Genomic DNA, 25,045 nt, shown 5'->3' on the forward strand with positions numbered 1-25,045 from the left:
TTCTCCTCATCCGAAGTTGATGTACTTCGATCGTCGTCGAACCATGTGAGCTTTTCCACGACCGCTTTGCTCCCAGCTGGGAGGCTCGGCCTACTACGCTGTGGCACGTGGAGCTGCGGCAGTTGCGGTACTTCGTAGCGGTCGCCGAGGAGCTGAACTTCGGCCGGGCCGCGGCCCGGTTGCACATCGCCGGCCCGTCGTTGTCGCAGCAGATCAAGTCCCTCGAGCGCGATCTCGGCGTACGGCTGTTCGAGCGCGATCGCCGTACCGTCACGCTGACCGCCCACGGCGAGACGTTGCTGCCGCAGTCGCGGGCGTTGCTCGAGCAGGCGGATGCTCTGCGGCGTACGGCGCGAGGATTCGCGGCGAGCGAGCCGGTGCGATTGGGGTACGTCAGCTGGCGGCCCCCGGATCTCGCTGAGCGGGTGTCCGGGGTAGCACAACTGCTCGTTGACACCTGGGTGATGCCGTCGCACACGCAAGCCGCGCGAGTCTCGGACGGGAGCATCGACCTGGCGATCTGCTGGGTACGTGCGACGGACTTGGCCGAGCAGGAACTGTCCGGCCGGCTCCTCGGCGCGGATCGGTTGTTCGCGGTGTCAGCCGGCGACGAGTCGCCGGTCCGGGCGCGGGACACGGTCGTGCTGGTCGATGCGGACACCGAGGCGTGGGCTTCGTGGAACATCTACGCCGTCGAGTTCGCCCGCGCGACCGGCGCCGCGGTCGAGCGGATCGACGATCACGGGATCACCGGCCCGGCATTCTTCGATCACGTACGCCGGTTGGGCCGGCCGATCGTCAGCTCGCCGAAGCGGGACGCGACCCCGCTGCCACGCGGTTTCGTACGCAGGCCGGTCGTCGATCCGATCCCGGTCTGGACCTGGGCGCTGGTGTCGCGGCAGGACGAATTGCGTCCCGCCGTACTCGCGGCTGTCGACGCACTGACCCGGGATGTGAAAGTCGACTTCGACCCGGCCACGTCCTGGTTGCCTGCCGACGACCCTTTTCACCAAGCCTGAGACAGCGCCGTGGTGCTCGGCGTCAGGCGATAGCCGGCGTTCGCCGAGAACTCTGCGGACAAAGCGAATCGGTCGCCGCGGACGAGCGTGTGCCGCCATTCGACCGGACGGTTCTGAGCGGTGCCTTGGCGGACGATCGAGAACGCCGCGGCATCGGCAGGGCAATGCAGGAGGGCGCGCTCGGACGGGCTCGGATTCACGGCGCGGATGTCTTCGCGGCCGTGGTCGAGGTTGACGCCGGCGCGGGTGGACAGCTCGTTGTAGAGGCTGGTGTGGGTGAAGTCGGCGTCGAGCAGTGGTTCCGCGAGGGTGGCGGGGAGCCAGACGCGGTCCAGCGCGAGTGGCTCGTCACCGGCGTACCGGAGGCGTTCGAGGTAGAGCAGCGGGGTCGATCCGTCGAGGTTGAGGCGGGCGGCGATGACGCCGTCGGCGCGGACATCGAGTGCGCGTACGGCGCTGCGCTGCGGCAGGCCGGACGCCTCGACCGAGGAGAACAGGCTGTAGAGCGCACCCATCGGCTGCCGGATCTCGGGCACCGTCGCGACCCGCGGCTGGCGACCGCGCTCGGCGATGATCAGCCCGTCGGTCCGTAGCTGACCGAGCGCCTGGCGAACGGTGTGCCGGCTGACCGCGTACTCGTCGACCAGCGCGAGCTCCCCGGGGAACGCGTCATCGAACTCCCCGGAGCGCAACCGCCGGACGAGGTCCTCCTGCAGCTGCTTCCACAGCGGCCCGCCGCCGGCACGGTCCAGCCTGCCCACGCTCATCGGTTCCTTCCGGGTTGCCAAATGTCCGGTCATCTCCTACCGTAAATGTGCGTACATTTCCACGGGAAGGGACCGGTTCGGTGGTGCACCTTGAGGTTAGGCCACGGCACACCTCGGCCGTTGCGCCCAAGCTGACGTCCCGAGTCCCGGGTCTGGCTGCCGTTCTGGTGATCACGGCAGTCGCGGTCCCGCTCGGGCGATTGGTGCCTGTGGTGGGCGGTCCTGTGTTCGGGATCGTGCTCGGCGTGCTCGCCGGACTGTTCATCTCGGCGCTTCGCAGTGACGCGTGCCGCCCGGGGTACGACTTCGCCTCGAAGACGCTGCTCCAGCTGTCGATCGTCGTCCTGGGAACCGGTCTGTCTCTCCAGCAGGTCGCACGCGTCGGCGTCTCGTCGTTGCCGGTCATGCTCGGCACACTCGCGCTCGCGCTGGGAGGAGCGTGGTTCTTCGGCCGGCTGCTCGGCGTACGCGGAGATACTCAGACCTTGATCGGCGTCGGTACGGCGATCTGCGGCGGATCTGCGATTGCGGCCGCGACTGCTGCGATCGGGGCGCGACGCTCGTCCGTTGCGTACGCGATGGCGACGATCTTCACGTTCAATATCGTCGCTGTACTGACGTTCCCGCCGATCGGCCACTTGCTCGGGATGAGCTCAGAATCGTTCGGGCTCTGGGCTGGTACGGCGGTCAACGACACGTCGTCCGTTGTCGCTGCCGGGTACGCGTTCAGCCAGGCAGCCGGCGACCAGGCGATCGTGGTGAAGCTGACCCGATCGCTGACGTTGATCCCGATCGTGCTGACGCTGGTCGCGCTGAAGATCCGGCGGGAGAATCGCGCGGCCCGGGCCCTCGACGCCGCCGCCGAGGGTTCGTACGCCGGCGCGACGGCTTCGATCCGTAAGCCGCTGCCGTGGCGCAAGCTCGTCCCGCTGTTCCTGATCGGCTTCATCGCCGCCGCCGGATTGCGTAGCGCAGGTGCCATTCCGGACTCGTGGCTGCCGACGCTGACACTAGTCGGCAGCACACTAATCACATCCGCACTAGTTGCAATCGGACTATCGCTGCGGCCGCGCGAACTCCGCGACGCAGGACCCCGGCCGCTCCTGCTCGGAGCGATCCTGTGGGTCCTGGTCGCGGTCGGTTCGCTGGTACTTCAGTCCTTCTCGTAAGCCGCCTGACGCTCCTGGACGGCCTTGATCCGCGGTACGTCGAGCTTGTTGCTGCGGTCGAAGTTGTAGATGCCGTTCTCTTCCTGGAACACGTCGGTCAGCTGCGTGTAGCAGTAGCCGAACATCAACTCGTTGTCGAGAAGTGCGTCGACGAGGCCGGCGAAGCGGGAGTAGAACTCCTCCTCGTCCGCGACACGCTGACCGTAGCCCCACGAGTCCGCGGAGTTCCCGCTCTTCCCGGCGGCGGCCTTCTCCTCGTTCCACCAGATGCCGCCGAACTCGCTGCAGAAGTACGGCTGGCCGTCGTACGCGAGCGAGATCGGCTTGCCCTCGGGCCCGCCGGTGTTGCCGTACGGCTTGTTGTTGACCAGATCCGCCATCTGCTCGGCGAACTTGGCCGGGTCCTGCTCGTAGTTGTGCGAGTCCCAGACGTCGGTCTCCGGCACGCGGTGGCTGTAGCCGGACGCGTCGAGTACGGGGCGGCTCGTGTCCGCGGCTTTCGTCGCGAGGAACATCGCGCGGGTGACGTCGTCGAGCTGGGTGATCCGGTCGTGCAGGAGCTGGTGGGTTTCGTTCAGCGGGCACCAGCCGACGATGCTCGGGTGGCTGTAGTCGCGTTCGACGGCCTCGAGCCACTGACCGACGTACGACGCCGTCGGCTGCTGGTTGTCGGTGTCGGTGTGGCCGACGCCGGAGCCCCAGTCGCCGAACTCGCCCCAGACGAGGTACCCGAGCCGGTCCGCGTGGTACAGGAACCGCTCCTCGAACACCTTCTGGTGCAGCCGTGCGCCGTTGAACCCGGCCGCCAGGCTGAGCTCGATGTCGCGGACCAGCGCCTCCTCGGACGGCGCGGTCATCAGGCTCTCCGGCCAGTAGCCCTGGTCCAGCACCAGCCGCTGGTAGACGTGCTTGCCGTTGATCAGGATCGCCTTGCCGTTGATGCTGACCGAGCGCAGACCGGCGTACGAGTCGGCGGCGTCCGTAATGTTGCCGTCGGCATCGATCAGCTCGAGACGGACGTCGTACAGGTGCGGGTCGGTGGTGTCCCAGAGGCGGACGCGGTCGGCCGGGACCTGCAGGGTCAGGCGCGGAGCGAGGTCGAGGTCGGCGCGTACCTCGGCCGTGGTGACCTCGCCGTCGGCGTCCTTGAGGGTGGCGCGGATCTTGTAGCCGGGCTTGTTCGCGGACACCGGTACTTCGAGGTGGAACGCGGAGCCGGCGACGTCGGGGGTGATGCGCGGGCGCTTCAGGTGGACCGTGGGTACGGCTTCGAGCCAGACGGTCTGCCAGATGCCGGTGGTGCGGGTGTAGAGGCAGCTGTGGTTGAAGTACAGCTGGCTCTGCTTGCCGCGCGCCTGCGGGCCGCGGTGGCTGTCGCGCGCGCGGACGACGATGGTCGCCTCCTCGCCGGGGTTGGCGACGTGGCGGAGGTTGGCGCTGAACGGCGTGAACCCGCCGCGGTGCCGGACGACCTCGACGCCGTTCACCCAGACGGTCGCGTCATGGTCGACGGCCTGGAAGTGCAGCACCGCCTCCTTGCCGGCCCAGTCCGCGGGGATCGTGACGGTGGTGCGGTACCAGACCGCTTCCAGGAAGTCGACGTCCTCGATCCCGGACAACTCGGACTCCGGCGCGAACGGTACGACGATCCGCTGCGTCAGGTCTCGCTCTCGCAGCCCGCGCTCCAACCCGGAGTCCGACCGGTCGATCTCGAACTGCCAGTCACCGTTCAGATTCACCCACTCCGAACGCACGAACTGCGGACGCGGATACTCCGCACGAGGCTGCGACATGAACTCTCCCGTAAAGCTGATCGGTGTCGGGACACCCGCACTTTACAACGTTGAAATAGCTCGGGCAACGGTCAGTTCCGCAGCATCGTCAGAGTCTGGTCAGGGTCTTCGCGTAGCAGCGGGTCAGTGGTTCGTTGATGTATTTGCCCCACGCAGCCGTCTGCACAAAACCGCTTGACTCGTACAGGGCGATCGCTTCGGGTTGGCGTTCGCCGGTGGTCAGGCGGAGGACTGGATGTTGGTGCGCTCGAGCCGCGTGCTCGAGTCCGGCCAGCAGGGCCCGCGCGTATCCCTTGCCGCGGGCTGCCGGTGTCACATACATCCGCTCGACCTCGGCGTCCCCAGGGTGAGCACTGCCCGGCTCGAACACCTGTACGGCGCCGCACCCGACGGCCTGGCCCTCGTCGTCGAGGGCCACGAAGTACCGCGCTCCGTCCTTGACCTGCGTCCGTCCCTCGGCGCCGTTCCGCGCGACGAGCTCGTCGAACGCGGCCTTCAACAGCACGGCCAGCTCCGCGTCGTCGGCCGGCCGTTCCTCCACGTCTGCCATCCGTCCACAAAATCAGATGAGGACCGGTAGTGCGACCGAATACTCTGCCACCGATGTCGTGTTTCTGAAGGCGTAGGTACGGCCGCGGCCGGCTCCGGTGGGAGTCGGCCGGCCTTGTCGTGCGTACGCCGCGCTTCGACCGAACTGTCGATCGCGAGCCTTCAGGAGCATTGCTGTGCCCCATCTTGTCCTGCGCACCATCGACGGCGCCGCCGATCTCCTCCAGGAGGAGCTGCGCACGATGCCGTCCGTCCGTTCGATCCGTCAACTGTCAGCCGAGGCCGTCGAGTGCGCCGTCGACGGTCCATGGGACGAACTCGTTGCCTGTGCGCTCTATTTCACGATCGCCGTCCGCGATGCCGGGGGGCCGGCGGTCGAGATTCCTTCGTTGTCGTGGATGCGACGGTTCGGCCGGGTGGAACGGTTGCCGTGGTCAACGAATCCGGTGGTGGCCGAGGTGCTCGTGCGGTTGGCGAAGGTCCGGCCTGGGGATCGCGTCGTCGATCCGTTCTGCGGGACGGGAACGATCCTTCGAGCGGTACGCCGTCGTGCACCGGGCGCTCGGGTCGTCGGGACGGATCACGATCCGCGGGCGCTGAAGATCGCGACCAGGAATCAGGCCCACAATCTCGTCGAGGCCAAGGCCGACGCTCTGCCGCTCAAAGACAGCAGTGTCGATCGCGTCGTCACGAATCTGCCGTTCGGCAAGCAGGTCGGCAGTCATCAGCTCAACCGCGCGCTGTATCCGGCCGTGGTGCGTGAGGTCGATCGAGTGCTTGCCGGCGACGGTCGCGCGGTGCTGCTGACCGAGGACAAACGCCTTCTGGAGAACGCGATCCAGCGACACCGTGCCCTCAAGGTCGTCCGCCGGCGCCTCCTCAAGTACAACGGAGCCAGCCCGACCGCTTATGTCCTGACCCGCACAAGATGACTGGACTCGTCTCGCTCTTAGGCGATAACATCGCCGAATGGCGATGAGTGTGGTCGGTGCGGACCTGTCGGTCGCGGCGTGTCTGTTTCATGGGTTCAGCGATGCGTCGCGGTTGGCGATCGTGCGGCATCTGGCGTTGGGGGAGCACCGCGTTGTCGAGCTGACCGAGCATCTCGGGCTGGCGCAGTCGACGGTGTCCAAGCATCTTGCGTGTCTGCGGGACTGCGGTCTGGTCGAGTCGCGTCCGCAAGGGCGGGCTTCGATGTTCAGCCTGTCGCACCCCGAGGCGACGATGGACCTGCTCGCCGCGGCCGAACGCCTCCTCGGCCTGACCGGCGACGCCGTCGCCCTCTGCCCCAACTACGGCCTGAACCATGGCTGAACCGCTGCAGCTAGGAAAAGCCTGGGCCGTCGATCCACACGAACGCCGACGCCTCGGCCGACGAGCTCAGCTCCTGGCCGGCGCCTCGGTCACCTACAACGTGATCGAGGCGGTGGTCGCCGTGTCGTCCGGGATCGTCGCCGGCTCGGTCGCCCTGGTCGGATTCGGCCTCGACTCAGTGGTCGAGGTGTCCAGTGGGCTGATCATCCTCTGGCAGTTCCGCCACCCCCTCCCGGAGTCCCGCGAACGCCGAGCCCTCCGCCTCCTGGCGTTCTCCTTCTTCGCCCTCGCCGCGTACGTCGGTTTCGAATCGATCCGCACGCTGATCACCGGTACCGACCCGCACTCCTCGCCGGTAGGCATCGGCCTCGCGATCGCGTCCCTGATCGTGATGCCGTTCCTCTCCTGGGCCCAACGCCGCACCGGAAAGGCGCTGGGCTCCAACGCGGTGGTCGCAGACTCGACCCAGACGCTCCTGTGCACCTACCTGTCGGCGGTGCTGCTGGTCGGATTGCTCCTCAACACGACCCTGGGTTGGTCGTGGGCGGATCCGATCGCCGGCCTGATCATCGCGGGAGTGGCCGTGAGGGAAGGAATCGAGGCCTGGCGCGGAGAGGGCTGCTGCTCACCCCTCGGTGGAGCCTGCAAGGCCGAGTAACCGCGCTCCGTTCTCCCAGCACACCGCCCGCAACCAGTCATCGCCCAGATCCAATGCCTCGAGCGCATCCAGTTGCACGGCGTACTCGTACGGGATGTTCGGGAAGTCGGTCCCCAACACGATCCGGTCCTGCAGCTCGCCCAACCGCGGCACCAGCTCACGAGGGAACGGCATCATCGCCTCCGTGAACGGCGTCAGCGCCATCGTCGTGTCCAGATGCACGTTCGGATAAGACGTCAGCGCGAGATGCTCGGCGTACTCCGGCATCCCTAGATGCGCGATGACGGCGGTCAGGCGGGGATGGCGGCGGAGGACTTCGCCCATGGGACCGGGGCCGGTGTGCCGCCCCGGGATCGGGCCGGACCCGCAGTGCACGACCACCGGCGTACCCGCCTCGGCCAGCTGCCCCCACACGTCGTCGAGCTCATCGGATCGCGGGTCGTAGTCGCCGACCTGCAGATGAACCTTGAAGATCCGGGTGCCGAGCTCGAGCGCCTGCCGCACGTAGGCGGAGGCGGACGGCTCAGGAAAGAACGTCCCGCTGGCCACACACCCAGGCGTCACAGCCGCGAAGTCCCTCGCCCACTCGTTCAACGACGCAGCCATCCCCGGCTTGTGCGGATAAACCAACGCCGGAAACGCGCGAACCCCCAACGCGTCCAGTGTCTTCAACCGCTGGTCGACCGAGGTCCGATACGTGATCGGCCACGCGGTCCCGTAATGCTCCACCGCCCGGTCGAAGTACGCCCAGACCGCGTTCATCACCCGATCCGGCAGAAAATGCACATGCACATCCACCAGCCCGTCCAACCCGAGCCGCCGCCACCAGGCCGGTACCTCCGCGTCACGCACGCCTCTAGCCTGCCTGATCCGCCACCCAGAGGTCGGTCAGGCCCTTGAAGTGGGCGTGGAACTTCTCCTGCTCGTGTTCCGGGTACGTCGCGACGACCGTCTCGCGCAGCAACCGGTCGAAGTCCGGGCCGGCGACCCAGTCGCGGACGCGGAGGTCGAAGTCGCCGAGGTGAGCGGCACACCATTCGTGGTACTTCGGGGTTTCGAAGTACTCGTCCGCGAGTGCCAGATAGCCCTCGAGCTTCGCGTCGTAGTCCAGCGCCGGGTCGTCCGCGATGTCGAAGTACCGCTCGGTGTGGAGGTCGACCTTGCTGCGCCGGCCGGTGGCGAGCGAGAAGACAGACCACTTGACCAGCGCGCTGATCGCCCACGGGAAGTAGTAGTGCAGCGAGGTGACCGCGACGTCCGGGCAGGCGTTGGCGTAGTCGATCGGGTGGACCGAGTCCCCCTTGACGAGCATCTCGCAGGAGTTGAACTCCCAGCCGAAGAACGCGTTCACGATCCGGCTGATCGCGACCGCCTGGTGTCCGGCCGACGGCGAGAGGAAGTCGTGCGAGACGGCGTACCGGTTGTGCATCGGCTCGTCGGGACGGAAGTCCATCACCATCGTCTCGGCGCCGATCGACAGCGCGCGGGCGAACTTGTCGTACTCGACCGTGGCCTGCAGGTGCATCAGCATCTCGTCGGACTCGTCGTACGCGCGGTGCAGGTCGTCGCGGTTGTTGATCCGCGAGACCCCACGCCACCCGCCGCCGTCGAACGGCTTCATGTAGAGCGGGTAGCCGAGGTCGTCGGCGATCGCGTCCAGGTCGAACGGCCGGTTGTACTTCGCCGACGTGTACGCCCAGCGCACGTTGTCGACCGGGTTCTTGTACGGCACCAGCACGGTCCGCGGGATCTTCAGCCCGAGTCGCAGCATCGCGCAGTACGCCGAGTGTTTCTCCATCGACTGGAACGTGAACGGGGAGTTCAGCAGGTACGTGCCGTTCATCAGCGCGGCCTTCTTCAGCCACTCGCGCGGGTGGTAGTACCAGTACGCGAGCCGATCGATCACCAGGCCGACGCGGACCGGATCGTTGAGGTCGAACGGCTCGATGGTCAGCCGCCGGGACCCGAACTCGTGCTCGTGCCCGTCGAGCGTCACCGGCCCGACCCGCTGCAGCAACGCCTCGAACGCCTGCGGCCAGTCTTCCTCGGCCCCCAGCAACAACCCGATCAAATGACGTGAACGATCACTCACGTGTGGATCTCCTCAGCAGAATCGGGGCAGTTGATGGGCGAGCTGCTGACGCCACCACGGCCAGTCGTGTGCTACGTCGTACCCCCACATGTCCAGCTCATGCGGGATGCCCTTCTCGGTCAGCACCTTGTCCGTCGCACGAGCCGACGGCAATGAGCCGGTCGGGTTCGTCTCCCAGTCACCCTGTCCCACCGTGAGCACGATGAACAGCCGCCCACGCAAATAGTCCAGATGCTCACCGGACAGGTTGGGCAGGTAGTCGGCCGGATTGTTGAAGTACGTCGCGTCGCCGCGCTCGCCCCACGCGTGCCAACTGCTCGCGTCATAGTTCCCGGACTGACAGATCGCGACCGGGAACAGATCGGCCCGCTTGAACGCGAAGTTCAGCGCATGGAACGCGCCCAGGCTGCACCCGGTCGTGATGATGTCGCTGACCCCGGGCGAGTCGGCCCCGATCGCCGGGACGACCTGGTTCACGATCCAGGACTCGTACAGCTCGTGCCGGCGGGCGCGGTCCTCGAGCTGGATGCTCCGGTCCGACCAGCTGACATGGTCGTACGAGTCGACGCAGTACAACTTCACCCGCCCGGCCCCGATCAGGTCCGAGACGGCGTCGACCATGCCGTTGTTCTCGTAGTCCCAGGCCCGGCCCTGCTCACTCGGAAAGACCAGCACCGGGCGGCCGAAATGCCCGTAGCGGATCACTGTTCCGGGGCGATCAAGCCCCGGCGCCTCCAACTCGGCCTGCTCCCGTTCCATCAGCCCCACCCCAGGTCTGCCGCAGTAGATCCGTCAGATCAGGATGGAGCACATCCCGCCAGGCTGTGAAGTTGTGCATGTCGGGTGTTTCGTCGAGCGTGACCTCGAGGCCGAGCTCGGCCAGCCGCGCGGCCATCACCCGGTTGTTGTGCACGTTCTCCTCGGTCGTCCCGGCGGTCATGCCGACGAGCGGCGTACTCGGCGCCGTGGTTGCCGTCAGCACCTGCTCGACGAACGCGGTCACCTCGGCGTAGAACTCGAACCGCGACTCCTGCGGGTCGGTCTCCGGCGTGAAGAACGACCCCGACTGCAGGAACAGTCCGTCGAACGTCCCCGGGTGGTTCCACTCCGCATGCAGCGCCGCCAGCGCACCCAGGCTCGCCCCCATCATCACGGGCCGCCGGCTCTTGTACTGCGCCTGCACGGCCGGAACCACGTGCTGCGTCAGGGCCGTGGCGTACTGCGGGTTCGCGGCGTACCAGAGGTTGCGGGACGTCGGCCGGACCAGCGCGAGCCGGAACGGCGGCAGGCTACCGTCGGCGACGAGAGCGCCGGCGTAGTGCGTCAGACCGGCGTACTTCGCGAACTCGGGACCGTCGTGGGACAGCAGCAACGGCAGCTCGAACACCGGCGCGATACCCTCCGGCGCCCAGACGTGCACGTCGACCGGCCCGACCGGGGAGTCGACCACGAGCGGGGTCAAGGTCGATGCGATCGGCTCAGCAGCGATCCACGTGGGCTCGACGTACCCAGGGAGCGGGAGCCAGGAATGGTCGCCGAACGCGCCGCCGACCACCCGCGGGTTGGTCGGATCGGTCCGCATCCCGAGGTCGGCGATGTCGAACAGGTACTCCATCCGGTGCACCGACGGCCGCGGCAGCCGCAGCTCCCAGCCGTAGTCGACCGGCTTGAACTCGAGCAGCTCGGCCGGCAGACCGAGCTCCTGCCACAACCGAACGCCCGTGAACGCATGCGCAGGGTCACCGAGGCGGAACACCACCTCGGCCCCCTCGACCGCGCTCACGACACCAGGCATCCGACCACCGTACTGCTGGAAATACTGACAAGGGATGTCAGTGATGGCGTTCTATCGTGGAAACGTGGTCGATCTCACCGACATCCGCGAAATCACCGCGGACCTCCCGCGCAGCTACGAGGTTCTGGTCCGGGACCGGATCAAGTTCCGCGTCGGCCAGATCGTGTACCTCGCGGTCGCGGCCGACGAGCAGACCATCGGCCTCGGCTTCCCGCGCGAGGAACGTGCCGCCGCGCTGGCCGCCGAACCGGACAAGTTCCTCCCGCCGCGCCCGTCCGACGAGCGCTTCCAGTGGATCGAGCTGAACCTGGCGGCCGTCGACTACGACGAACTCCGCGAGCTGATCCTCGACGCCTGGTCGATGTGCGTCCCGAAGAAGGTCCGCGCCGCCTACTTCGGTGACTGAGGGTCATCCTCAGGTAGTAGACCAGAACCATCCTGACGACCGATGGGTGACGCGATTTCCCGAGCAACTCTGGAAGCATGACTGGGGACTTCCTACCCCGGCGCCAGAAGGCGTCGGTGCTGAGCCAAGCTGTGACCGTGGTAATCCTGCTCGCCGTGGGGGCGGTCGCGCTCGTGCTGTTTACCTAGGAGTCCCAGCGCACGTCGGCCTCGCCGGGCCGGACCACGCCGGCTTCGTAGGCGACGACCACAGCCTGGACCCGGCTGGACAGGCCGAGCTTCGACAGGACCGAGCTCACGTGGGTCTTGATCGTGGTCTCGCTGACGAACAGCTTGGTCGCCAGGTCGCGGTTCGACAGGCCGCGGGCCATCCAGACCAGGATCTCGCGTTCCCGTTCGCTGAGCTGGGACAGCAGTCCGACCCAGCGCGGATCCGGCTGCGCCGGCGCGGCGTTCGGCGTACCGCCGTCGACCTGGCGCTCGAGCTCCATGCACCGCTCGAGCAACACCCGCGTCGAGGCCGGGTCGACGAGCGAGTCGCCGCGATACACCGCGCGGACGGCCGACACCAGCAGATCGGGATCGGTGTCCTTCAACAGGAACCCGGACGCCCCGGCGCGTACGGCGGCCAGCACATACGCCTCGTCGTCGAACGTGGTCAGCACGAGTACGGCGGGACGCGCGCGGCCGGCCTCCCGGTTGGCCGTCGTGATCCGCTCGGTCGCGACCAGACCGTCCATCACCGGCATCCGGATGTCCATCAGTACGACGTCCGGGTCGTACTGCTCGATCAGCCGGAGCGCCTCCTCGCCGTTCTCGGCCTGGGCGACCGTGGTCAGGTCCGGCTCGTGATCGAGGATCATCGCCAGCCCCATCCGGATCACGCCCTGGTCGTCGGCGACCAGGATCCGGATCGACTCGTTCAGTTCTGCGGCGGCAGCCATGCCTGCACTCTCCATCCACCCAGGGGGCCGGCCGCGACGGCGAGGGTGCCGCCGACCGCTGTGGCCCGTTCCCGCATCCCGATCAGCCCGTTGCCGCGACCGCTCTCGCTGCGCCGCGCGGTCTCCAGCACGTTCACCGGCGGCGGTCCGCCGTTCCCGTTGTCGTCGATGGTGAGCAGGTCACCCTGCGGCCCACTCTGCCAGGTCACCCGCGCCGCGCTCGCCTTCGCGTGCACCATCACGTTGGTCAGCGCCTCCTGGATGATCCGTACCGCGGTCAGGTCGGTCGCCGACGTGAGCTGGCGCTGCCGTGGCGGAAGCTCCATCGTCACGTCGATCCCGACCGCCTTGAGCCGCTCGCCCATCCGCGCCACATCGGCCAGATCCGGCACCGGCGCGGTCCCGCCACCCGAGCCGGTGTCGCCCGCGATCTGCGGCGAGGCGGTGTTCAGTACCCGGACCGTCTCCCGCATCGCGGTCAGTGCTTCCTTGCCGCTGGCAATGATCCAGCGGATCGCTTCCCGCAGTACTTCGGGGCGCTGGTCGGCGACCCGGTCGGCGGCCTGCGCGCGGATCACGACTGCGCTGACGTGGTGCGAGATCACGTCGTGGAGGTCCCGGGCGATCCGGGTCCGTTCCGCAACTGCCGCCCGCTCGGCCTCGACCGCGCGGAGCCGGACCAGCTCGGCGTTCCGCTGCTCGAGCAGGGCGACGCTCTTGCGGCGTCGACGGGCGTCGGCGCCGAGCAGCACCATCCCGCAGATCAGAGCCTCCGCGAACACGAACAGCGAGACGTCGATGTAGGAGTAGAGGCTCGGCACGTTGCGCGGCAGGCTCCGGTACCGGTCGCCGAGCAGGATGTCGCGGTTCACATGACTGAGCACGATCGCGACCACGGTCGGCAGTCCGATCATCAGCCCGGCCAGACTGCCCATCGTGAAGAACAGACAGGTGAAGCGCCGTACGCCGGCCGACGCCGCGAGATAGCCGACGACGAGGAGCGGGACGAGGTGGATCTCGGACTGGAGCGCGGCGTCGCTGATCTCGGGCTGACCGAACATCGTCAGCCCGATCTGCGCGGCCAGGCCGGTGCCGGCGGCGGCGTAGAGGAACGGGTACAGCACCGAGACGATCACGAGCATCGTGCGCGGGATCCGCCGTACGAACGCGACCGTGGCGACCAGGAAGACGCCGGTCACCACGGAGACGGCGGGGTTGTGCGGGCGTAGACCGGTGCCGTTGATCAGGTTCAGCGCGGCGAACCAGACCAGGCCGATGACCGCAGCGAGCAGCAGATCCTGCTGCCCCTGCGACAACCGACGCCAGACGCCCACCATGTCGCCCAGCGTAGTCAGTTCGTGTTTGCCGAAGCTTCATCTGCCCGGAGGGGCAGTCTCTCCAACTTTTGGAGGAGGCTCGGCGTCCGAAATGATACTCAGGGGCTACAGGTGGGGCGCGAGGACGGTCCCTGGGACCGATGTGTCGACCGCGCCGATCCGAAAGGCTGTACCCCATGAGGAACGACCTGCCGCCACGCCGTCCGGGCGGGGTGCGGACGCGGTTGCTGTCCGTGATCGGTGTGGTCGGGGTCGGCGCGGTCGTCGGCTCGCTGCTGTTGTGGCACGCGCAGGTCGGGGACTTCCTCGGGCTGGCCGCGGACAAGGAGCCGGTGGTGTCGACCGTGAGCGCGCCGGCCGTCGGTGCGCCGCCCGCGACGACGCCGTCGACCCTGGCGACCGAGACCCCGACCCGCCGGCCGACGTACCCGCCGTCCACCCCGACCACTCCGACCAGGACGCCGTCGACGACTCCGACGAAGAAGTCGACGACGAGGCCGGTGGTGCGGGAGGAGAGCATCAGCGGACTGTCGCCGAAGCTGAAGGCCCGCCTGAAGAAGGCGATGGCGGCCGCGAAGGCCGACGGGATCACGATCAGCATCACCTCTGCCCGGCGCAGCGCGACCAAGCAGCAGCGGCTGCTGAACGCGGCGATCAAGAAGTACGGCTCGTACAAGCTGGCGACGCGCTGGGTGCTGCCGCCGAAGTACTCCGCTCACGTGCAGGGCAAGGCCGTGGACATCGGTCCGGCGGCCGCGATGACCTGGCTGAACAAGAACGGCTGGCGGTACGGCGTGTGCCGCCGGTACGACAACGAACCGTGGCACTTCGAGGCGCTGACCGCGCCCGGTACCAAGTGTCCGCCGCGCGAACCGCACGCGGTCGCCAAGGCTGACTGAAACCCAAGGGGGAACACACCATGACCATGACCTACGCGCAGCCCCTGACCCGGCGCTACACCCGCGCCCGCCTGGCCGTGCCCGCACTGTGGCGGCAGGTGATCCGCTCCAGCGAGAAGGGAGACGTGACCGCCGTGCCGGAGCCGGACCGGTCCGCGTACACGCAACTGGAGATCTACGACGGCGTACTGGCCGCGTTCGAGCGCCGCGACGAGGTGGCCGAGGTACTGCGGGCGTCCGCGGACCGCGACACCGCCGTACGACGTCTTCGCGCGCAGTTCGGACTCAGCCACCTGCAGGCGACCGCACTGCTCGATCTGCCGCTCACGACCGAGTGCCGGGACCGGATCGCGCACCGCGCCGAGGAACTACGCAGCGCACTCGGCCGCTGACCCTCATCCCCCCACGGCTCGCCGCGAACCTGCGCCGTTTGCGTGCCGTGGGGAGGATGGAAGGGTGATCACGATCGAGCAGGCCGGACGACTGCGCAAGGCCGGGGTGCTGTGGGCGCCCGCGGCAGGGGATCGTTTCGTCGTACCGGACCGAGATATGGACGACGACGTGTTCGTGGTGAGCGACATGACCGTCGAGGTGCACGACTACCAGGGCAGCAAGGTGATCGGCTTCAACGGCACCACCGAGTGGGCCCTGGACAGCATCGAGCAACGCGAGGTGATCTGGCTCCCTCGCGAGGAGCAACTCCGCGCGATCCTCGGCGACCGGTTCACCTCCCTCGAGGCCGTCCCCGGCGGCTACCGCGTCAATCTCACGGACTCCACGCACTCGGCCGAAGACGCCGAACAGGCCTACGCAACGGCCGTCATCCACCTGCTCGGCGCCTAGCCCGCCGAGCGCCAGTACTGCTTCTTGTCCCGGTCCTTCACCGTGTAGCCGAGGTTGGCGATCTCGCCGCGGAGTTCGCGGAGGTCGGCCTTGCCCTTGTCGCCCTGGTCGAACGCCTTGGAGCGGACCTTGAGGATCGCGTTGACGGCCGGCGGGAGGTCCGGGTCGTCCTCGATCCAGCGCCGGAACTCGGACTCGTGCGGATCGCCGGCGTCCGACCACGGATAGCCGTGGGCGCGGAACGCGACAGGGATCTGCTTCGCCTCCGACTTCAGCTGGTCGTGCTTCTCGCGCGCCAGCTCCCGCGACGACGCGTCCTGCAGCACGATCTCCTTGCCGTCCAGGAACGCGACCGCGACCCTCTGCCGCGGCACCGTCACCGTCTTCTGGTTCTTCAGGAACTCGACCGACTGGTGGGTGATCGTCACCTTCAGGATGTCGTCCAGCGCCACCGCGGCCAGCAGCACGCCGGCGATCAGGCCGACGAGCACGCAGATCGCGACGACCCACCAGCCGTCCCAGGCGGCGATGATCTTCAGCACGCCCTGGAAGGGCACCCAGCCTCGCCCGGCCGCCCAGTCCGCGATCCGCGGCAGGAAGAACCCGAGCACCAGCCCGAGCAGCGGCAGCCCACCGAACAGCATGACCTTGTCACCGGTCGAATGCCCGATCACGGTGCGTTGTGGTGTCCCAGTCGTCGACCCCATGAGCTGAACGTAGCGTGACGACGAGAAACTTAAGTATCAACCGACGACAACCGAAGGAGCCAAGTGGCGGACGGCATCTGGTTGAGGTTCATCAGCGGCCCGGACATCGACGCGCTCGGGCTGACCCGGCTGGAGATCGTGGACGCGGTCGAAGCGGCGGTCCGCGAGCACGGCGAGGGCCGTACGGCGTTCGAGCCGCGGGTGCACCTGACACCGGACAACGGCGGTATCGGCCACTTCAACATCCTCCGCGGCCATCTCGACCGGCTCGGTGAGCACGGGATCAGCGGCGTGAAGGTGGTCGGCGACTTCGTCCCGAACTACCAGAAGGGCCTGCCCAGCGAGCTCGCGATGGCGACGCTGTTCGACCCGACGACCGGTATGCCGCTGGCGGTCCTCGACGCGACGATGATCACCGCGTCTCGCACCGGCGCGATGACCACGGTCGGCGCGCGGCACCTGGCGCGGCGGGACAGCAAGGTCCTCGCGCATGTCGGCGCACGGGGTACGGCGTGGTGGAACGTGACGATGCTGGACGAGCTTTTCGACCTCGACGAGATCCGGGTGACGTCGCGGCGGCCGGAGTCGCGGGAGAAGTTCGCCGCGGAGTTGTCGGCCGAGCTGTCCACACCGGTGCGGGTGTGCGCGAGTGCCGAGGAGGCGTTCGACGGGGCGGACGTACTCGTCGAGGCGACGCGGTTGATGGAGCCGGAGCCGTTGCTGCGTACGGCGGCGGTGCGGCCGGGGGCGTTCGTCGTACCGTATGGGACTGTGTCGGCGGTTGAGTTGGATCTGCTTGATGTGATGGACAAGGTGGTTGTCGACGACTGGCGCGAGGCGGAGTCGGGGCGGTTCGGGTCGTTGCGGCGGCACGTGGACAGCGGGCGGTTGTCGCCGGAGACGTTGTACGCCGAGATCGGCGAGATCGTTGCCGGGCGGAAGGCCGGTCGCGAGAATGATGCCGAGCGCAACCTTTTCTGGCATCGGGGGTTGTCGTTGCTGGATGTCGCGATCGCTCATCTGATCCTGCGGCGGGCCGAGTCCGCCGAGGTCGGCACGATGCTGCGGTTCCACTGATGATCAACGATCCCGCGGAGCTGGACCCCGCGAGCGCGGACGTTGTCGAGCTGGCGCCTGCACTGCTCGAGCGGATGGCGGCGATTCGTGCTGCTGCGCTTCAGACTCTCGAGTCGGGGGAGCCTGTGTACGGCGTGAACACCGGCATGGGCAACCTCAGCAAGGTCCGCCTGACCGAGGCCGAACAACGCGTCCACCAACGCAACCTGCTCCTGGGCCGAGCCGTCGGCGGCCCACCCTGGCTCCCACCCGAAGAATCCCGAGCCGTCCTCATAGCCCGCCTAAAAACCTTCCTCACCGGCGACTCAGCCGTATCGGTCGGCTTGATCCACCAGTTAGTTGCCCTCATCAACAGCCGCCACACCCCCACCATCCCAGCCGAAGGCGCCGGCTCCGCCGGCGAAATCATCCCCCTAGCCCACGCCGCAGGCCCGTTGGTAGGCGTCGGCTGGCTCCAACCCCCGCCCCCAGCCGGCACGACGCCCCTCGCCACGACGGCCGGGGCCGGAGGCCCCACGCCGACCAGCGGCGGCGAGTTGCGGTCTGCGGCAGGTTTCTTGCCACCGTTCGAGCTGGGGCCCAAGGAGGGCATCGCGCTGCTGGCGGGTACGCCTGGGGCGGCTGGGCGGGCGGCGCTTGCGGTGCGGAAGGTGGGGCGGCTGGCTGATCGGCTGAGCGAGGTGGCTGCTGGGGCTATTGCTGTGGTGGGTGCTAATCGGGATCCGTATCGACCGGCGGCCGCTCGTGGGGACGACGTGTTGGCGGCTGAGTTTGCTCGGCTGGTGGAGCTGGCCGGTCCCGAGCCGGAGCCGCGTAGCCTGCAAGCACCAGTCTCGTTTCGGGTGGCGGGGCATGTGAATGCTCATGTGCGTAGGACCTTGCAACAGTTGGAAGAGGCCGTCGAGCGCGCCTTCACGGGCGTGTCCGACTCACCGGCGTATCTCGACGGCGACTTCGTCGGCACCGCCGGATTTCACGGGATAGATCTCGCCGCGTACTGCGACCACCTGACAACCGCACTCGCCCACGCCGCCGAGGTATCAACGGCCCGCCTCCACCGCCTCCTCGACCCGAACGTCACCGGCCTGACCGCCCAGCTCGCCCGCGAGCCAGGCCCGCAAGCCGGTCTCGTCGCGATCCACAAACGCGCCGTCGCCACCACCCACCAGCTCCGCCGCCTAACGTTGCCCACAGCAATCAGTACGGCGGAGACCTCCAACGGCCAGGAGGACGTCCAGACCTTCTCCTGGGAGGCCGTCGGCAACCTCGCCGAAGCCATCCGCCTCACCCGCGAGACAACCGCCTGCGAGCTCCTCGCCGTACGCCAAGCCTTCGCACTCTCAGCCCGACCAATCCCACCAGGACTGCACGACCTCATCCAGGCAGTCGACGACGTAGTACCTCCGATCGACGCCGACCGCCCGTTCGGTGAGGACCTCACGAACCTGCTGACGAACGTGCTCTAGCCCTTCCCGGCCAGCGCGTCCTTCAGCATCGGGACGAGCTTCGGCAGTGCGTACTTGATCCCGAGCGGTCCACCGATCGACATCGCGCTGGAGAACTCGCCGCTCGGCGTCGCGGTGTTGATCACCGGCGCGCCACCCCAGTACGCGACACGCCCGGCCTTCACCGCCGGCAGTGCGTTCCACACCTTGTCGTTGACGACCGCGGGATCCAGCTTGCCCGAACCGTCGAGCGCAGCCATGAAGATCAGATCGGCGTCCAGCCTGGGTGTCAGCTCCGGCGAGATCTTCACGTAGAAGTCGCCGTTGTCCATCGCGTCGATCTGCGGGTTGGACTTGAACCCGAGCGAGGTCAGCAGCCGCATCCGCGGATCCGACGGCAGCCACGCATTCAGGCTGTCGGCCGAGTACACGCCGGCCGTGATGACCTTGCCGGCGAAGTCCGGGTTCGCCTTCGCGGTGTCGGACACCAGCGTCTCGGTCTCCTTCACGACCTGCTCGCCCGCGGTGGCCGTACCGGTCGCCTTCGCGATCTCGCGGACCTGGTCCTGCCACGGCACGCCGTACACGTTCTTGGTCCCGGCCGGTGCCGCGATCGTCGGCGCGATCGCGTTCAGGGTGTCGAACTGCTTCTTGTCGTTGACCGTGTTGATGTAGACGATCAGATCCGGCTTCAGCGCGGCGATCTCCTCGTACTTCGGTTCCGACGCCTGGATCAGCTTCGGCGCCGGGCGATCGCCGAGCGCGGTCTTCACCCAGCCGCGCATCTGCGGATTCCCGAACCAGTCGGCACCCGCGACCGGGACGACGCCGAGCGCGATCGACGCTTCCATGTCGCCGCCGCCCAGCGTCACCACCCGCTCCGGCTTGGCCTTGATCGTGGTCGAGCCGAACAGATGGTCGATCGTCACTGGGAACCCGGCACTCGCTCCGGTGTCCGCGGCGGAGTTCTGGGTGTCGTCGTTCTCGCTGCAGGCGGTGAGGCCGGCGCCGAGCGCGAGTACGGCGACCGCGACGGCCGCGACGGACCGGATACGGGACAAGGCCATGGCGGATGGTTCCTTCGAACGGCGGCTGATGTAGGTAAGCCTAACCTGACTTGCAGCCGTTTCATCCAGGGGGTTGATCGAAAAAGCGAGCCCGACACGCGGGTGAAGCCGAGTCGCAAGTAGCCTGCATCGGGTCTGAGTCGTTGGCCTGGGTGCGCGCCTGCACGAGAGCTTGGAGGAGTTTCTGGTGAAGCGGTTCGTGGTACCGCCGAACTGGCCGTCCCCACCCCGTCGCAGCTGGGCCCCACCGAAGACGTGGCGCCCCGATCCGTCCTGGCCGCCGGCCCCCGAGGGCTGGCGCTTCTGGGTCGACGGCAAAGGCAATCCGGTCCGTGGCCCGATCGGCCGCTACGGCGGTCCGTCGCGACGTGTCATGTACGCCGGTGGCGCCGCGCTCGTCCTGTTCCTCGGGGTCAACCTCTGGGCCGTATCAACGCTCGGCGTGTTCGGCGGCGGCTCGGACGACGCTGCCGTCAAGGTCTTCGGCAGTGAGTCCCCGTCGCCCACCGCCTCATCCAGTACGACGCCGCCCGCCGTACCGCGATCGACGGTGACGCCGCCGCGGGTGCCGACGACAACTCCGGTGCCGACCCACGCGCCGACGCGACGGCCGACTCAGGAGCCGACCCGGCGGCCGAGCGCCACTAAGACCACCGAGCGCACGCAGACGCCCGACCCAAAGCCGACGCGTACGACGACCAGCACGAAGACGCCGACTCCGACGCGCCCGACCAGCCGGCCGTCGACCCGCGAGGAGATCCTCCGGCAGTACTGCATCGATCACGGCTGGGATCCGTCCCTGTGCGACCCGAACCGCTGGGAAACACCGCGGCATCCCTGACCCGGCCTTGACGACCGGGGTGCATCCGGCGCATCCTTAACCATATGGTTCTGAAACCATCTGGTTCTGAAGTCGCGTTGACCGGAGTCTTCGCGGCCCTCGCCGACCCGACCCGCCGGGCGATCCTGACCCGGCTCAAGGACGGCGATGCGACCGTCGCGGAGCTCGCGGCGCCGTTCAGCATGTCGCAGCCGGCCGTCTCCAAGCATCTGAAGGTGCTCGAGCAGGCCGGACTGATCAGCCGCTCCCAACGCGCGACCGCGCGGCTGAGTCACCTCGAGGCGGAGCCGCTCCGCGCGGCGGTCGGGTGGTTGATGGACTATCGCGCGTACTGGGCGGAGAGCTTCGACCGCCTGGACGAGCTGCTCGACGACCTCAAGGAGCAGTCATGAAGGTCGTCGCCGAGCCCGGCCAACCGCAGGTCGTCATCACGCGGGACTTCAACGCGCCGCGGGAGCTGCTGTTCCGCGCGTACACCGAACCCGAGCTGGTGAAGCGCTGGCTCGGTCCGGCCGGGCTCGAGCTGGTCGTGAACCAGCTCGATCCGCGGCACGGCGGCCGCTGGCGATGGACGCACTACGACGGGGACGGCAAGGGCTATGTGTTCCACGGGCTGTACCACGGAGAGCCGACGCCGGAGCGGATCGTGCAGACGTACGAGTTCGACCAGGCGCCAGGCACCGTCTACCTGAACCTGATCACCTTCGACGAGGCCGACGGGGTCACCACACTGACCCAGAACACGGTGTTCTTCGCGGTCGAGGACCGCGACCTGTACGTCGCCGGCGGCATGGAGCGCGGTATCCGCGCGTCCATGCAGCAGCTCGAAGACCTCGTCACCGAACTGGCCGAGGAGGCCCACTGATGATGCTCACCGACAAACACGCGATCGTGTACGGCGCGGCCGGACCGATCGGCAGCGCAGTCGCCAAGGCGTTCGCCGCCGAGGGCGCGACCGTGCACCTGGCCGGCCGTACGGCGGAAAGCCTGGAACGCGTCGCCGACGAGATCCGCTCCGCCGGCGGCACCGCTGACGTCGCGGTAGTCGACGCTCTCGACGAGAAGTCGGTCGACGAACACGCGGAGGCGGTCGGCCGGATCGACATCTCGTTCAACCTGATCGGCCACCAGCAGTTCTTCGGTACGCCGCTGGTCGACATGCCGCTCGCAGACTTCGAGCAGCCGGTCACGACCATGGTCCGGACGTTCTACCTGACCTCGCGGGCGGCCGCGCGGCGGATGATCCCGCAGGGTTCGGGCGTGATCCTGACCTTCGGCGGGTACGGCGAACCCGCCGCGAACCTCGGTGGTTTCCAGGTGGGCTTCGGGGCTGTCGAGGCGCTACGCCGCGGTCTCGCGCTGGAGCTCGGGCAGCACGGGATTCGCGTGCTGACGTTGCAGACCAACGGAATCCCGGAGGCTGTACCGGCCGGCTTCCCCGAGAAGGCAGCCCAGGCGATCGCGAAACACACCGCCGACAGCACGATGCTCAAGCGCGCCGCGACGCTGTCCGATGTCGGTGCTCTTGCGGTGTTCGCCGCTTCGGACCTGGCTCGCTCGATGACCGGCACCGCCCTCAACCTGACGGCGGGCGCGGTCGTCAACTAGCGTCGTCAGACGACGTTGCGTTCGGCGCGGGTTGCGGAGTACGCGAAGCGGCGGGCGCTCAAGGGGCTGATGTCGACGAAGGGCTCGCGGCCGAGGTACAGGTCGCGGATCACCTCGCCGACGGCTGGGCCTTGGAGGAAGCCGTGGCCGGAGAAGCCGGTCGCGTAGAGGAAACGGGAGACGTCGTCCGCCTCGCCGATCAGGGCGTTGTGGTCGGGCGTGATCTCGTACAGGCCGGCCCAGCCGCCTGTGAGGCCGACGTCGAGGAGCGACGGTGCGCGGCGGGCCATGATGTCGGTCAGGCGGGGGATCCAGGTGTCTGTGCGGTTCAGGTGGAAGCCGGGTTGCTCGTCGGGATCGGACATGCCGACCAGCAGGCCAGGACCCTCGCGGTGGAGGTAGAACGTGGTGCCGAAGTCGATCGTCATCGGCAGCCCGGCCGGGAGATCGGGGATCGCTTCGGTCACCACGATCTGCCGGCGCAGCGGGGTGACCGGCAACTCGACCCCGACCGACGCGGCAAGACTCTCGGACCAGGCGCCGGCGGCGCAGATCACAGTGCTCGTCCGGACTGTGCCGCGGTTGGTCCGCACCGCGGTCAGATGGTTGCCTACAGCATCAACCCCGACAACTTCACATCCGGTCACGAGTGTCGCGCCGAGTCGGCGGGCGGCCGTCGCGTAACCGAGTACGACGGATTCCGGCGTACAGTGCCCGCCTGTCGGTGAGAAGCACGCGCCGACCAACCCGTCAGGCGCGACGATCGGCGCGAGTGCGACGGCTTCGTCGACCGAGATCATTCGGGTCGGTTGGCCGAGGGTGTTCTGCAGTCCCGTGCTTTCGCGGAATTGCTCCAGCTGCTCGTCGGTCTCCAGCAGGAACAGATACCCGACCCGATGCAGGTCGATCTCCTGACCGGGCCGTTCCGCGAACCGCGCGAAGGCCTCCAGACTGCGCGCGCCGAGGGCAATGTTCACCGCGTCGGAGAAGTTCGCCCGCACCCCACCCGCAGCCTTACAGGTCGACCCCGAGCCGAGCTGGTCCCGCTCGAGCAGCACCACATCCTCGACGCCGGCCTCTGCGAGGTGGAAGGCGATGCTCGTGCCCATCACCCCGCCTCCCACGATCACGACGTCGGCGGACTCGGGCACTGTGGTCACGGGAGTTGGAAGGTGAAGTCGGCTTCGACGGTTTCGATGTCCATCTGGGCCTTCTGCAACCGGCCGGAGTAATCCCAGTTCATCGACTGCCAGCGGGTGAACTGGTCCAGCACCCAGATCCCGCTCTGGCGCGACCCGTTGCCCGACTTCCCGTTGCCGCCGAACGGTAAGTGAGCCTCCGCGCCGGACGTCGAGTTGTTCACACTCACCATCCCCGCCGAGATCCCCTGCGCGAACCGGAACGCCTTGTTCGGGTCGGTGGTGTAGATCGAGCTCGAGAGCCCGTACCCAGACTTGTTGCCCAGAGCAATCGCTTCGTCCAGCTCGGAGTACGGCGTGACGGCCACGATCGGCCCGAACGTCTCGTTCATGAACAGCTCGTCGTCCGGCTGCACGCCGGCCACGATCACCGGGTGGTAGAACAACCCGTCCGACGGATCGCCGACGAACCCGGTCCGCGGATTGTCCGCGGTGACCCGCCCGGTCCGCCCGAGGACCCGATGATGCGGCTCGATCCACCCCAGCGACTTCTCGAACCCGGCTGCGAACTTCTCGTCCAGCAACGGCCCGAACAGCACGTCCTGCGCCGGATCGCCCATCGCCGCCTCGGCAACAGCCCGCTCGAACCGATCGAGGAACTCCTCGTGCACCGACCGATGGACGATCGCCGTACCGAGTGAGGTGCACCGCTGTCCCGCCGTACCGAAGCCGGAGAACAGCGCGCCCTCCACGGCCAAGTCGAGGTCCGCGTCCTCGGTGATGATCATCGGGTTCTTGCCGCCGAGCTCGAGGCACGGCGTCTGCAGGTGCCGACCGCACAGCTCGCCAATCCGCTCGCCGACCGCGCTCGATCCGGTGAAGCCGACCTTGTTGATAAGCCCGGCCTGCAACGCTTGCTCGAGACCGGTGAACGTGTCCGACCCGTCGGCGTACACCACGTTGAAGACACCGGCCGGTACGCCGGAGTGCGCGAAGATCTCGTAGAACGCGTCCGAGACGACCGCGGAGTACTCCGCCGGCTTCCAGACCACGGTGTTGCCGCAGAGCAACGCCGGCACGATGTACCAGGACGGGACCGCGACCGGGAAGTTGCCGGCCGTGATCACCGCGACCGTCCCGACCGGTCGGCGGAACGTGAACAGCTGCTTGTCCGGCATCTCCGACGGCACCGTCTGCCCGTACAGCCGGCGGCCCTCGCCGAGGAAGAAGTCGCAGGTGTCGATGATCTCCTGCACCTCGCCCAGCGCCTCGGCGAGCGGCTTGCCGATCTCCTGGGTGACGAGCGCCGCGAGCCGCTCCTTGTTCAGCGTCATCAGCCGGCCGACGTTCGAGATCACCTGACCGCGCTGCGGCGCCGGTGTCGCAGCCCACGCGGCCTGCGCGGAGTGTGCCGCCGACGCGGCCCGGACGAACACGTCCGGCCCGGCGCTACCGACCGTCCCGACGACCTCGCTCAACCGAGCAGGGTTGGTCGACGGAGAACGCCGTACCGCCTCCGTCACACGCTCGCCACCGACAACGGACAGCACCTCTACGGCCATGCGGGATCCTCCCCA

The 25,045-nt window shown here is 68.0% G+C and carries 28 protein-coding genes; 15 read left to right on the forward strand and 13 right to left on the reverse strand.

What is annotated here, in order from left to right; genetic code table 11:
- The first annotated feature begins 107 nt into the window (after positions 1-107).
- Positions 108-1,019: a LysR family transcriptional regulator gene (locus FDA38_RS43530; protein WP_137252407.1), complete on the forward strand. Its 912-nt coding sequence runs from the start codon at positions 108-110 to the stop codon at positions 1,017-1,019.
- On the opposite strand, the gene FDA38_RS02350 is transcribed toward FDA38_RS43530, so the two are convergent.
- Complete coding sequence (locus FDA38_RS02350) at positions 1,007-1,786, reverse strand: GntR family transcriptional regulator (RefSeq protein ID WP_137252408.1); 780 nt, start codon at positions 1,784-1,786, stop codon at positions 1,007-1,009. The two genes, FDA38_RS43530 and FDA38_RS02350, sit on opposite strands and share 13 nt — an antisense overlap.
- Positions 1,787-1,869: 83 nt before the next feature.
- Between FDA38_RS02350 and FDA38_RS02355 the strand changes: the two genes are divergently transcribed.
- A complete protein-coding gene (locus tag FDA38_RS02355) occupies positions 1,870-2,955 on the forward strand; it encodes a YeiH family protein (protein WP_137254080.1) in 1,086 nt (361 codons plus the stop codon).
- Here the strand turns inward: FDA38_RS02355 and FDA38_RS02360 are convergent.
- Positions 2,940-4,748 (reverse strand): glycoside hydrolase family 2 protein, encoded by a 1,809-nt coding sequence (locus tag FDA38_RS02360; protein WP_137252409.1) that lies wholly within the window; start codon positions 4,746-4,748, stop codon positions 2,940-2,942. The genes FDA38_RS02355 and FDA38_RS02360 overlap by 16 nt on opposite strands.
- Positions 4,749-4,836: 88 nt before the next feature.
- A complete protein-coding gene (locus FDA38_RS02365; RefSeq protein ID WP_137252410.1) occupies positions 4,837-5,298 on the reverse strand; it encodes a GNAT family N-acetyltransferase in 462 nt (153 codons plus the stop codon).
- Positions 5,299-5,473: 175 nt separating this feature from the next.
- Between FDA38_RS02365 and FDA38_RS02370 the strand changes: the two genes are divergently transcribed.
- From FDA38_RS02370 to FDA38_RS02380, 3 genes are read left to right on the forward strand one after another with little or no spacing between them, the layout of a single operon-like run.
- Positions 5,474-6,229 (forward strand): TRM11 family SAM-dependent methyltransferase, encoded by a 756-nt coding sequence (locus FDA38_RS02370; protein ID WP_137252411.1) that lies wholly within the window; start codon positions 5,474-5,476, stop codon positions 6,227-6,229.
- Between the two features lie 37 nt (positions 6,230-6,266).
- On the forward strand, positions 6,267-6,611 hold the full coding sequence (locus FDA38_RS02375; RefSeq protein ID WP_137252412.1) for an ArsR/SmtB family transcription factor: 345 nt from the start codon (positions 6,267-6,269) through the stop codon (positions 6,609-6,611).
- Entirely contained in the window at positions 6,604-7,269 is a 666-nt protein-coding gene (locus FDA38_RS02380) for a cation diffusion facilitator family transporter (RefSeq protein ID WP_137252413.1), read from the forward strand. The genes FDA38_RS02375 and FDA38_RS02380 overlap by 8 nt, the downstream gene beginning before the upstream one ends.
- Here the strand turns inward: FDA38_RS02380 and FDA38_RS02385 are convergent.
- Genes FDA38_RS02385 through FDA38_RS02400 form a run of 4 tightly spaced genes read right to left on the reverse strand, consistent with a single transcriptional unit; the run spans position 7,237 to position 11,156 of the window.
- Positions 7,237-8,121: an amidohydrolase family protein gene (locus FDA38_RS02385; protein WP_137252414.1), complete on the reverse strand. Its 885-nt coding sequence runs from the start codon at positions 8,119-8,121 to the stop codon at positions 7,237-7,239. The two genes, FDA38_RS02380 and FDA38_RS02385, sit on opposite strands and share 33 nt — an antisense overlap.
- A 4-nt stretch (positions 8,122-8,125) precedes the next feature.
- A complete protein-coding gene (locus FDA38_RS02390) occupies positions 8,126-9,361 on the reverse strand; it encodes an ATP-grasp domain-containing protein (protein ID WP_137252415.1) in 1,236 nt (411 codons plus the stop codon).
- A 12-nt stretch (positions 9,362-9,373) separates the two neighbouring features.
- Positions 9,374-10,120 carry an esterase family protein gene (locus tag FDA38_RS02395; protein WP_137252416.1) on the reverse strand — a complete coding sequence of 249 codons (747 nt, stop codon included), beginning with the start codon at positions 10,118-10,120 and terminating at the stop codon, positions 9,374-9,376.
- Entirely contained in the window at positions 10,080-11,156 is a 1,077-nt protein-coding gene (locus tag FDA38_RS02400) for an alpha/beta hydrolase (protein ID WP_137252417.1), read from the reverse strand. The genes FDA38_RS02395 and FDA38_RS02400 overlap by 41 nt, the downstream gene beginning before the upstream one ends.
- A 43-nt stretch (positions 11,157-11,199) precedes the next feature.
- Here FDA38_RS02400 and FDA38_RS02405 point away from each other — a divergent pair, with 43 nt between their 5' ends.
- Positions 11,200-11,562, forward strand: a complete 363-nt coding sequence (locus FDA38_RS02405) for an MmcQ/YjbR family DNA-binding protein (protein ID WP_137252418.1) — start codon at positions 11,200-11,202, stop codon at positions 11,560-11,562.
- Between the two features lie 184 nt (positions 11,563-11,746).
- Here the strand turns inward: FDA38_RS02405 and FDA38_RS02410 are convergent, their stop codons facing one another.
- A complete protein-coding gene (locus tag FDA38_RS02410; protein ID WP_170989684.1) occupies positions 11,747-12,487 on the reverse strand; it encodes a response regulator in 741 nt (246 codons plus the stop codon).
- Entirely contained in the window at positions 12,484-13,842 is a 1,359-nt protein-coding gene (locus FDA38_RS02415; protein WP_137252420.1) for a sensor histidine kinase, read from the reverse strand. The genes FDA38_RS02410 and FDA38_RS02415 overlap by 4 nt, the downstream gene beginning before the upstream one ends.
- A 176-nt stretch (positions 13,843-14,018) precedes the next feature.
- Between FDA38_RS02415 and FDA38_RS02420 the strand changes: the two genes are divergently transcribed.
- From FDA38_RS02420 to FDA38_RS02430, 3 genes are all read left to right on the forward strand, one after another.
- Positions 14,019-14,741, forward strand: coding sequence for a M15 family metallopeptidase (locus FDA38_RS02420; RefSeq protein WP_137252421.1), 723 nt, complete (start codon positions 14,019-14,021; stop codon positions 14,739-14,741).
- 20 nt (positions 14,742-14,761) lie between these two features.
- Positions 14,762-15,133 (forward strand): hypothetical protein, encoded by a 372-nt coding sequence (locus tag FDA38_RS02425; RefSeq protein WP_137252422.1) that lies wholly within the window; start codon positions 14,762-14,764, stop codon positions 15,131-15,133.
- Between the two features lie 64 nt (positions 15,134-15,197).
- On the forward strand, positions 15,198-15,584 hold the full coding sequence (locus FDA38_RS02430) for a pilus assembly protein CpaE (protein WP_137252423.1): 387 nt from the start codon (positions 15,198-15,200) through the stop codon (positions 15,582-15,584).
- On the opposite strand, the gene FDA38_RS02435 is transcribed toward FDA38_RS02430, so the two are convergent.
- Complete coding sequence (locus FDA38_RS02435) at positions 15,581-16,291, reverse strand: YqeB family protein (RefSeq protein ID WP_137252424.1); 711 nt, start codon at positions 16,289-16,291, stop codon at positions 15,581-15,583. The two genes, FDA38_RS02430 and FDA38_RS02435, sit on opposite strands and share 4 nt — an antisense overlap.
- Before the next feature lie 63 nt (positions 16,292-16,354).
- Here FDA38_RS02435 and FDA38_RS02440 point away from each other — a divergent pair, with 63 nt between their 5' ends.
- Positions 16,355-17,368, forward strand: a complete 1,014-nt coding sequence (locus tag FDA38_RS02440) for an ornithine cyclodeaminase family protein (protein WP_137252425.1) — start codon at positions 16,355-16,357, stop codon at positions 17,366-17,368.
- Positions 17,368-18,834, forward strand: a complete 1,467-nt coding sequence (locus FDA38_RS02445; protein WP_233714475.1) for an aromatic amino acid lyase — start codon at positions 17,368-17,370, stop codon at positions 18,832-18,834. The genes FDA38_RS02440 and FDA38_RS02445 overlap by 1 nt, the downstream gene beginning before the upstream one ends.
- On the opposite strand, the gene FDA38_RS02450 is transcribed toward FDA38_RS02445, so the two are convergent.
- On the reverse strand, positions 18,831-19,880 hold the full coding sequence (locus tag FDA38_RS02450) for an iron-siderophore ABC transporter substrate-binding protein (RefSeq protein WP_137252427.1): 1,050 nt from the start codon (positions 19,878-19,880) through the stop codon (positions 18,831-18,833). The two genes, FDA38_RS02445 and FDA38_RS02450, sit on opposite strands and share 4 nt — an antisense overlap.
- Positions 19,881-20,067: 187 nt before the next feature.
- Here FDA38_RS02450 and FDA38_RS02455 point away from each other — a divergent pair, with 187 nt between their 5' ends.
- From FDA38_RS02455 to FDA38_RS02470, 4 genes are read left to right on the forward strand one after another with little or no spacing between them, the layout of a single operon-like run.
- A complete protein-coding gene (locus tag FDA38_RS02455; RefSeq protein WP_137252428.1) occupies positions 20,068-20,721 on the forward strand; it encodes a hypothetical protein in 654 nt (217 codons plus the stop codon).
- 44 nt (positions 20,722-20,765) lie between these two features.
- Positions 20,766-21,113, forward strand: a complete 348-nt coding sequence (locus FDA38_RS02460; protein ID WP_137252429.1) for an ArsR/SmtB family transcription factor — start codon at positions 20,766-20,768, stop codon at positions 21,111-21,113.
- On the forward strand, positions 21,110-21,586 hold the full coding sequence (locus FDA38_RS02465; RefSeq protein WP_137252430.1) for an SRPBCC family protein: 477 nt from the start codon (positions 21,110-21,112) through the stop codon (positions 21,584-21,586). Before FDA38_RS02460 ends, FDA38_RS02465 begins: the two co-directional genes overlap by 4 nt.
- A complete protein-coding gene (locus tag FDA38_RS02470) occupies positions 21,586-22,329 on the forward strand; it encodes an SDR family NAD(P)-dependent oxidoreductase (RefSeq protein ID WP_137252431.1) in 744 nt (247 codons plus the stop codon). The genes FDA38_RS02465 and FDA38_RS02470 overlap by 1 nt, the downstream gene beginning before the upstream one ends.
- A gap of 5 nt (positions 22,330-22,334) precedes the next feature.
- On the opposite strand, the gene FDA38_RS02475 is transcribed toward FDA38_RS02470, so the two are convergent.
- Positions 22,335-23,489 carry an NAD(P)/FAD-dependent oxidoreductase gene (locus FDA38_RS02475; RefSeq protein WP_233714476.1) on the reverse strand — a complete coding sequence of 385 codons (1,155 nt, stop codon included), beginning with the start codon at positions 23,487-23,489 and terminating at the stop codon, positions 22,335-22,337.
- Complete coding sequence (locus FDA38_RS02480) at positions 23,486-25,030, reverse strand: aldehyde dehydrogenase family protein (protein ID WP_137252432.1); 1,545 nt, start codon at positions 25,028-25,030, stop codon at positions 23,486-23,488. Before FDA38_RS02480 ends, FDA38_RS02475 begins: the two co-directional genes overlap by 4 nt.
- Between the last annotated feature and the right edge of the window lie 15 nt (positions 25,031-25,045).

The organism is Kribbella jiaozuonensis (assembly GCF_005233875.1).
GTDB lineage: Bacteria > Actinomycetota > Actinomycetes > Propionibacteriales > Kribbellaceae > Kribbella > Kribbella jiaozuonensis.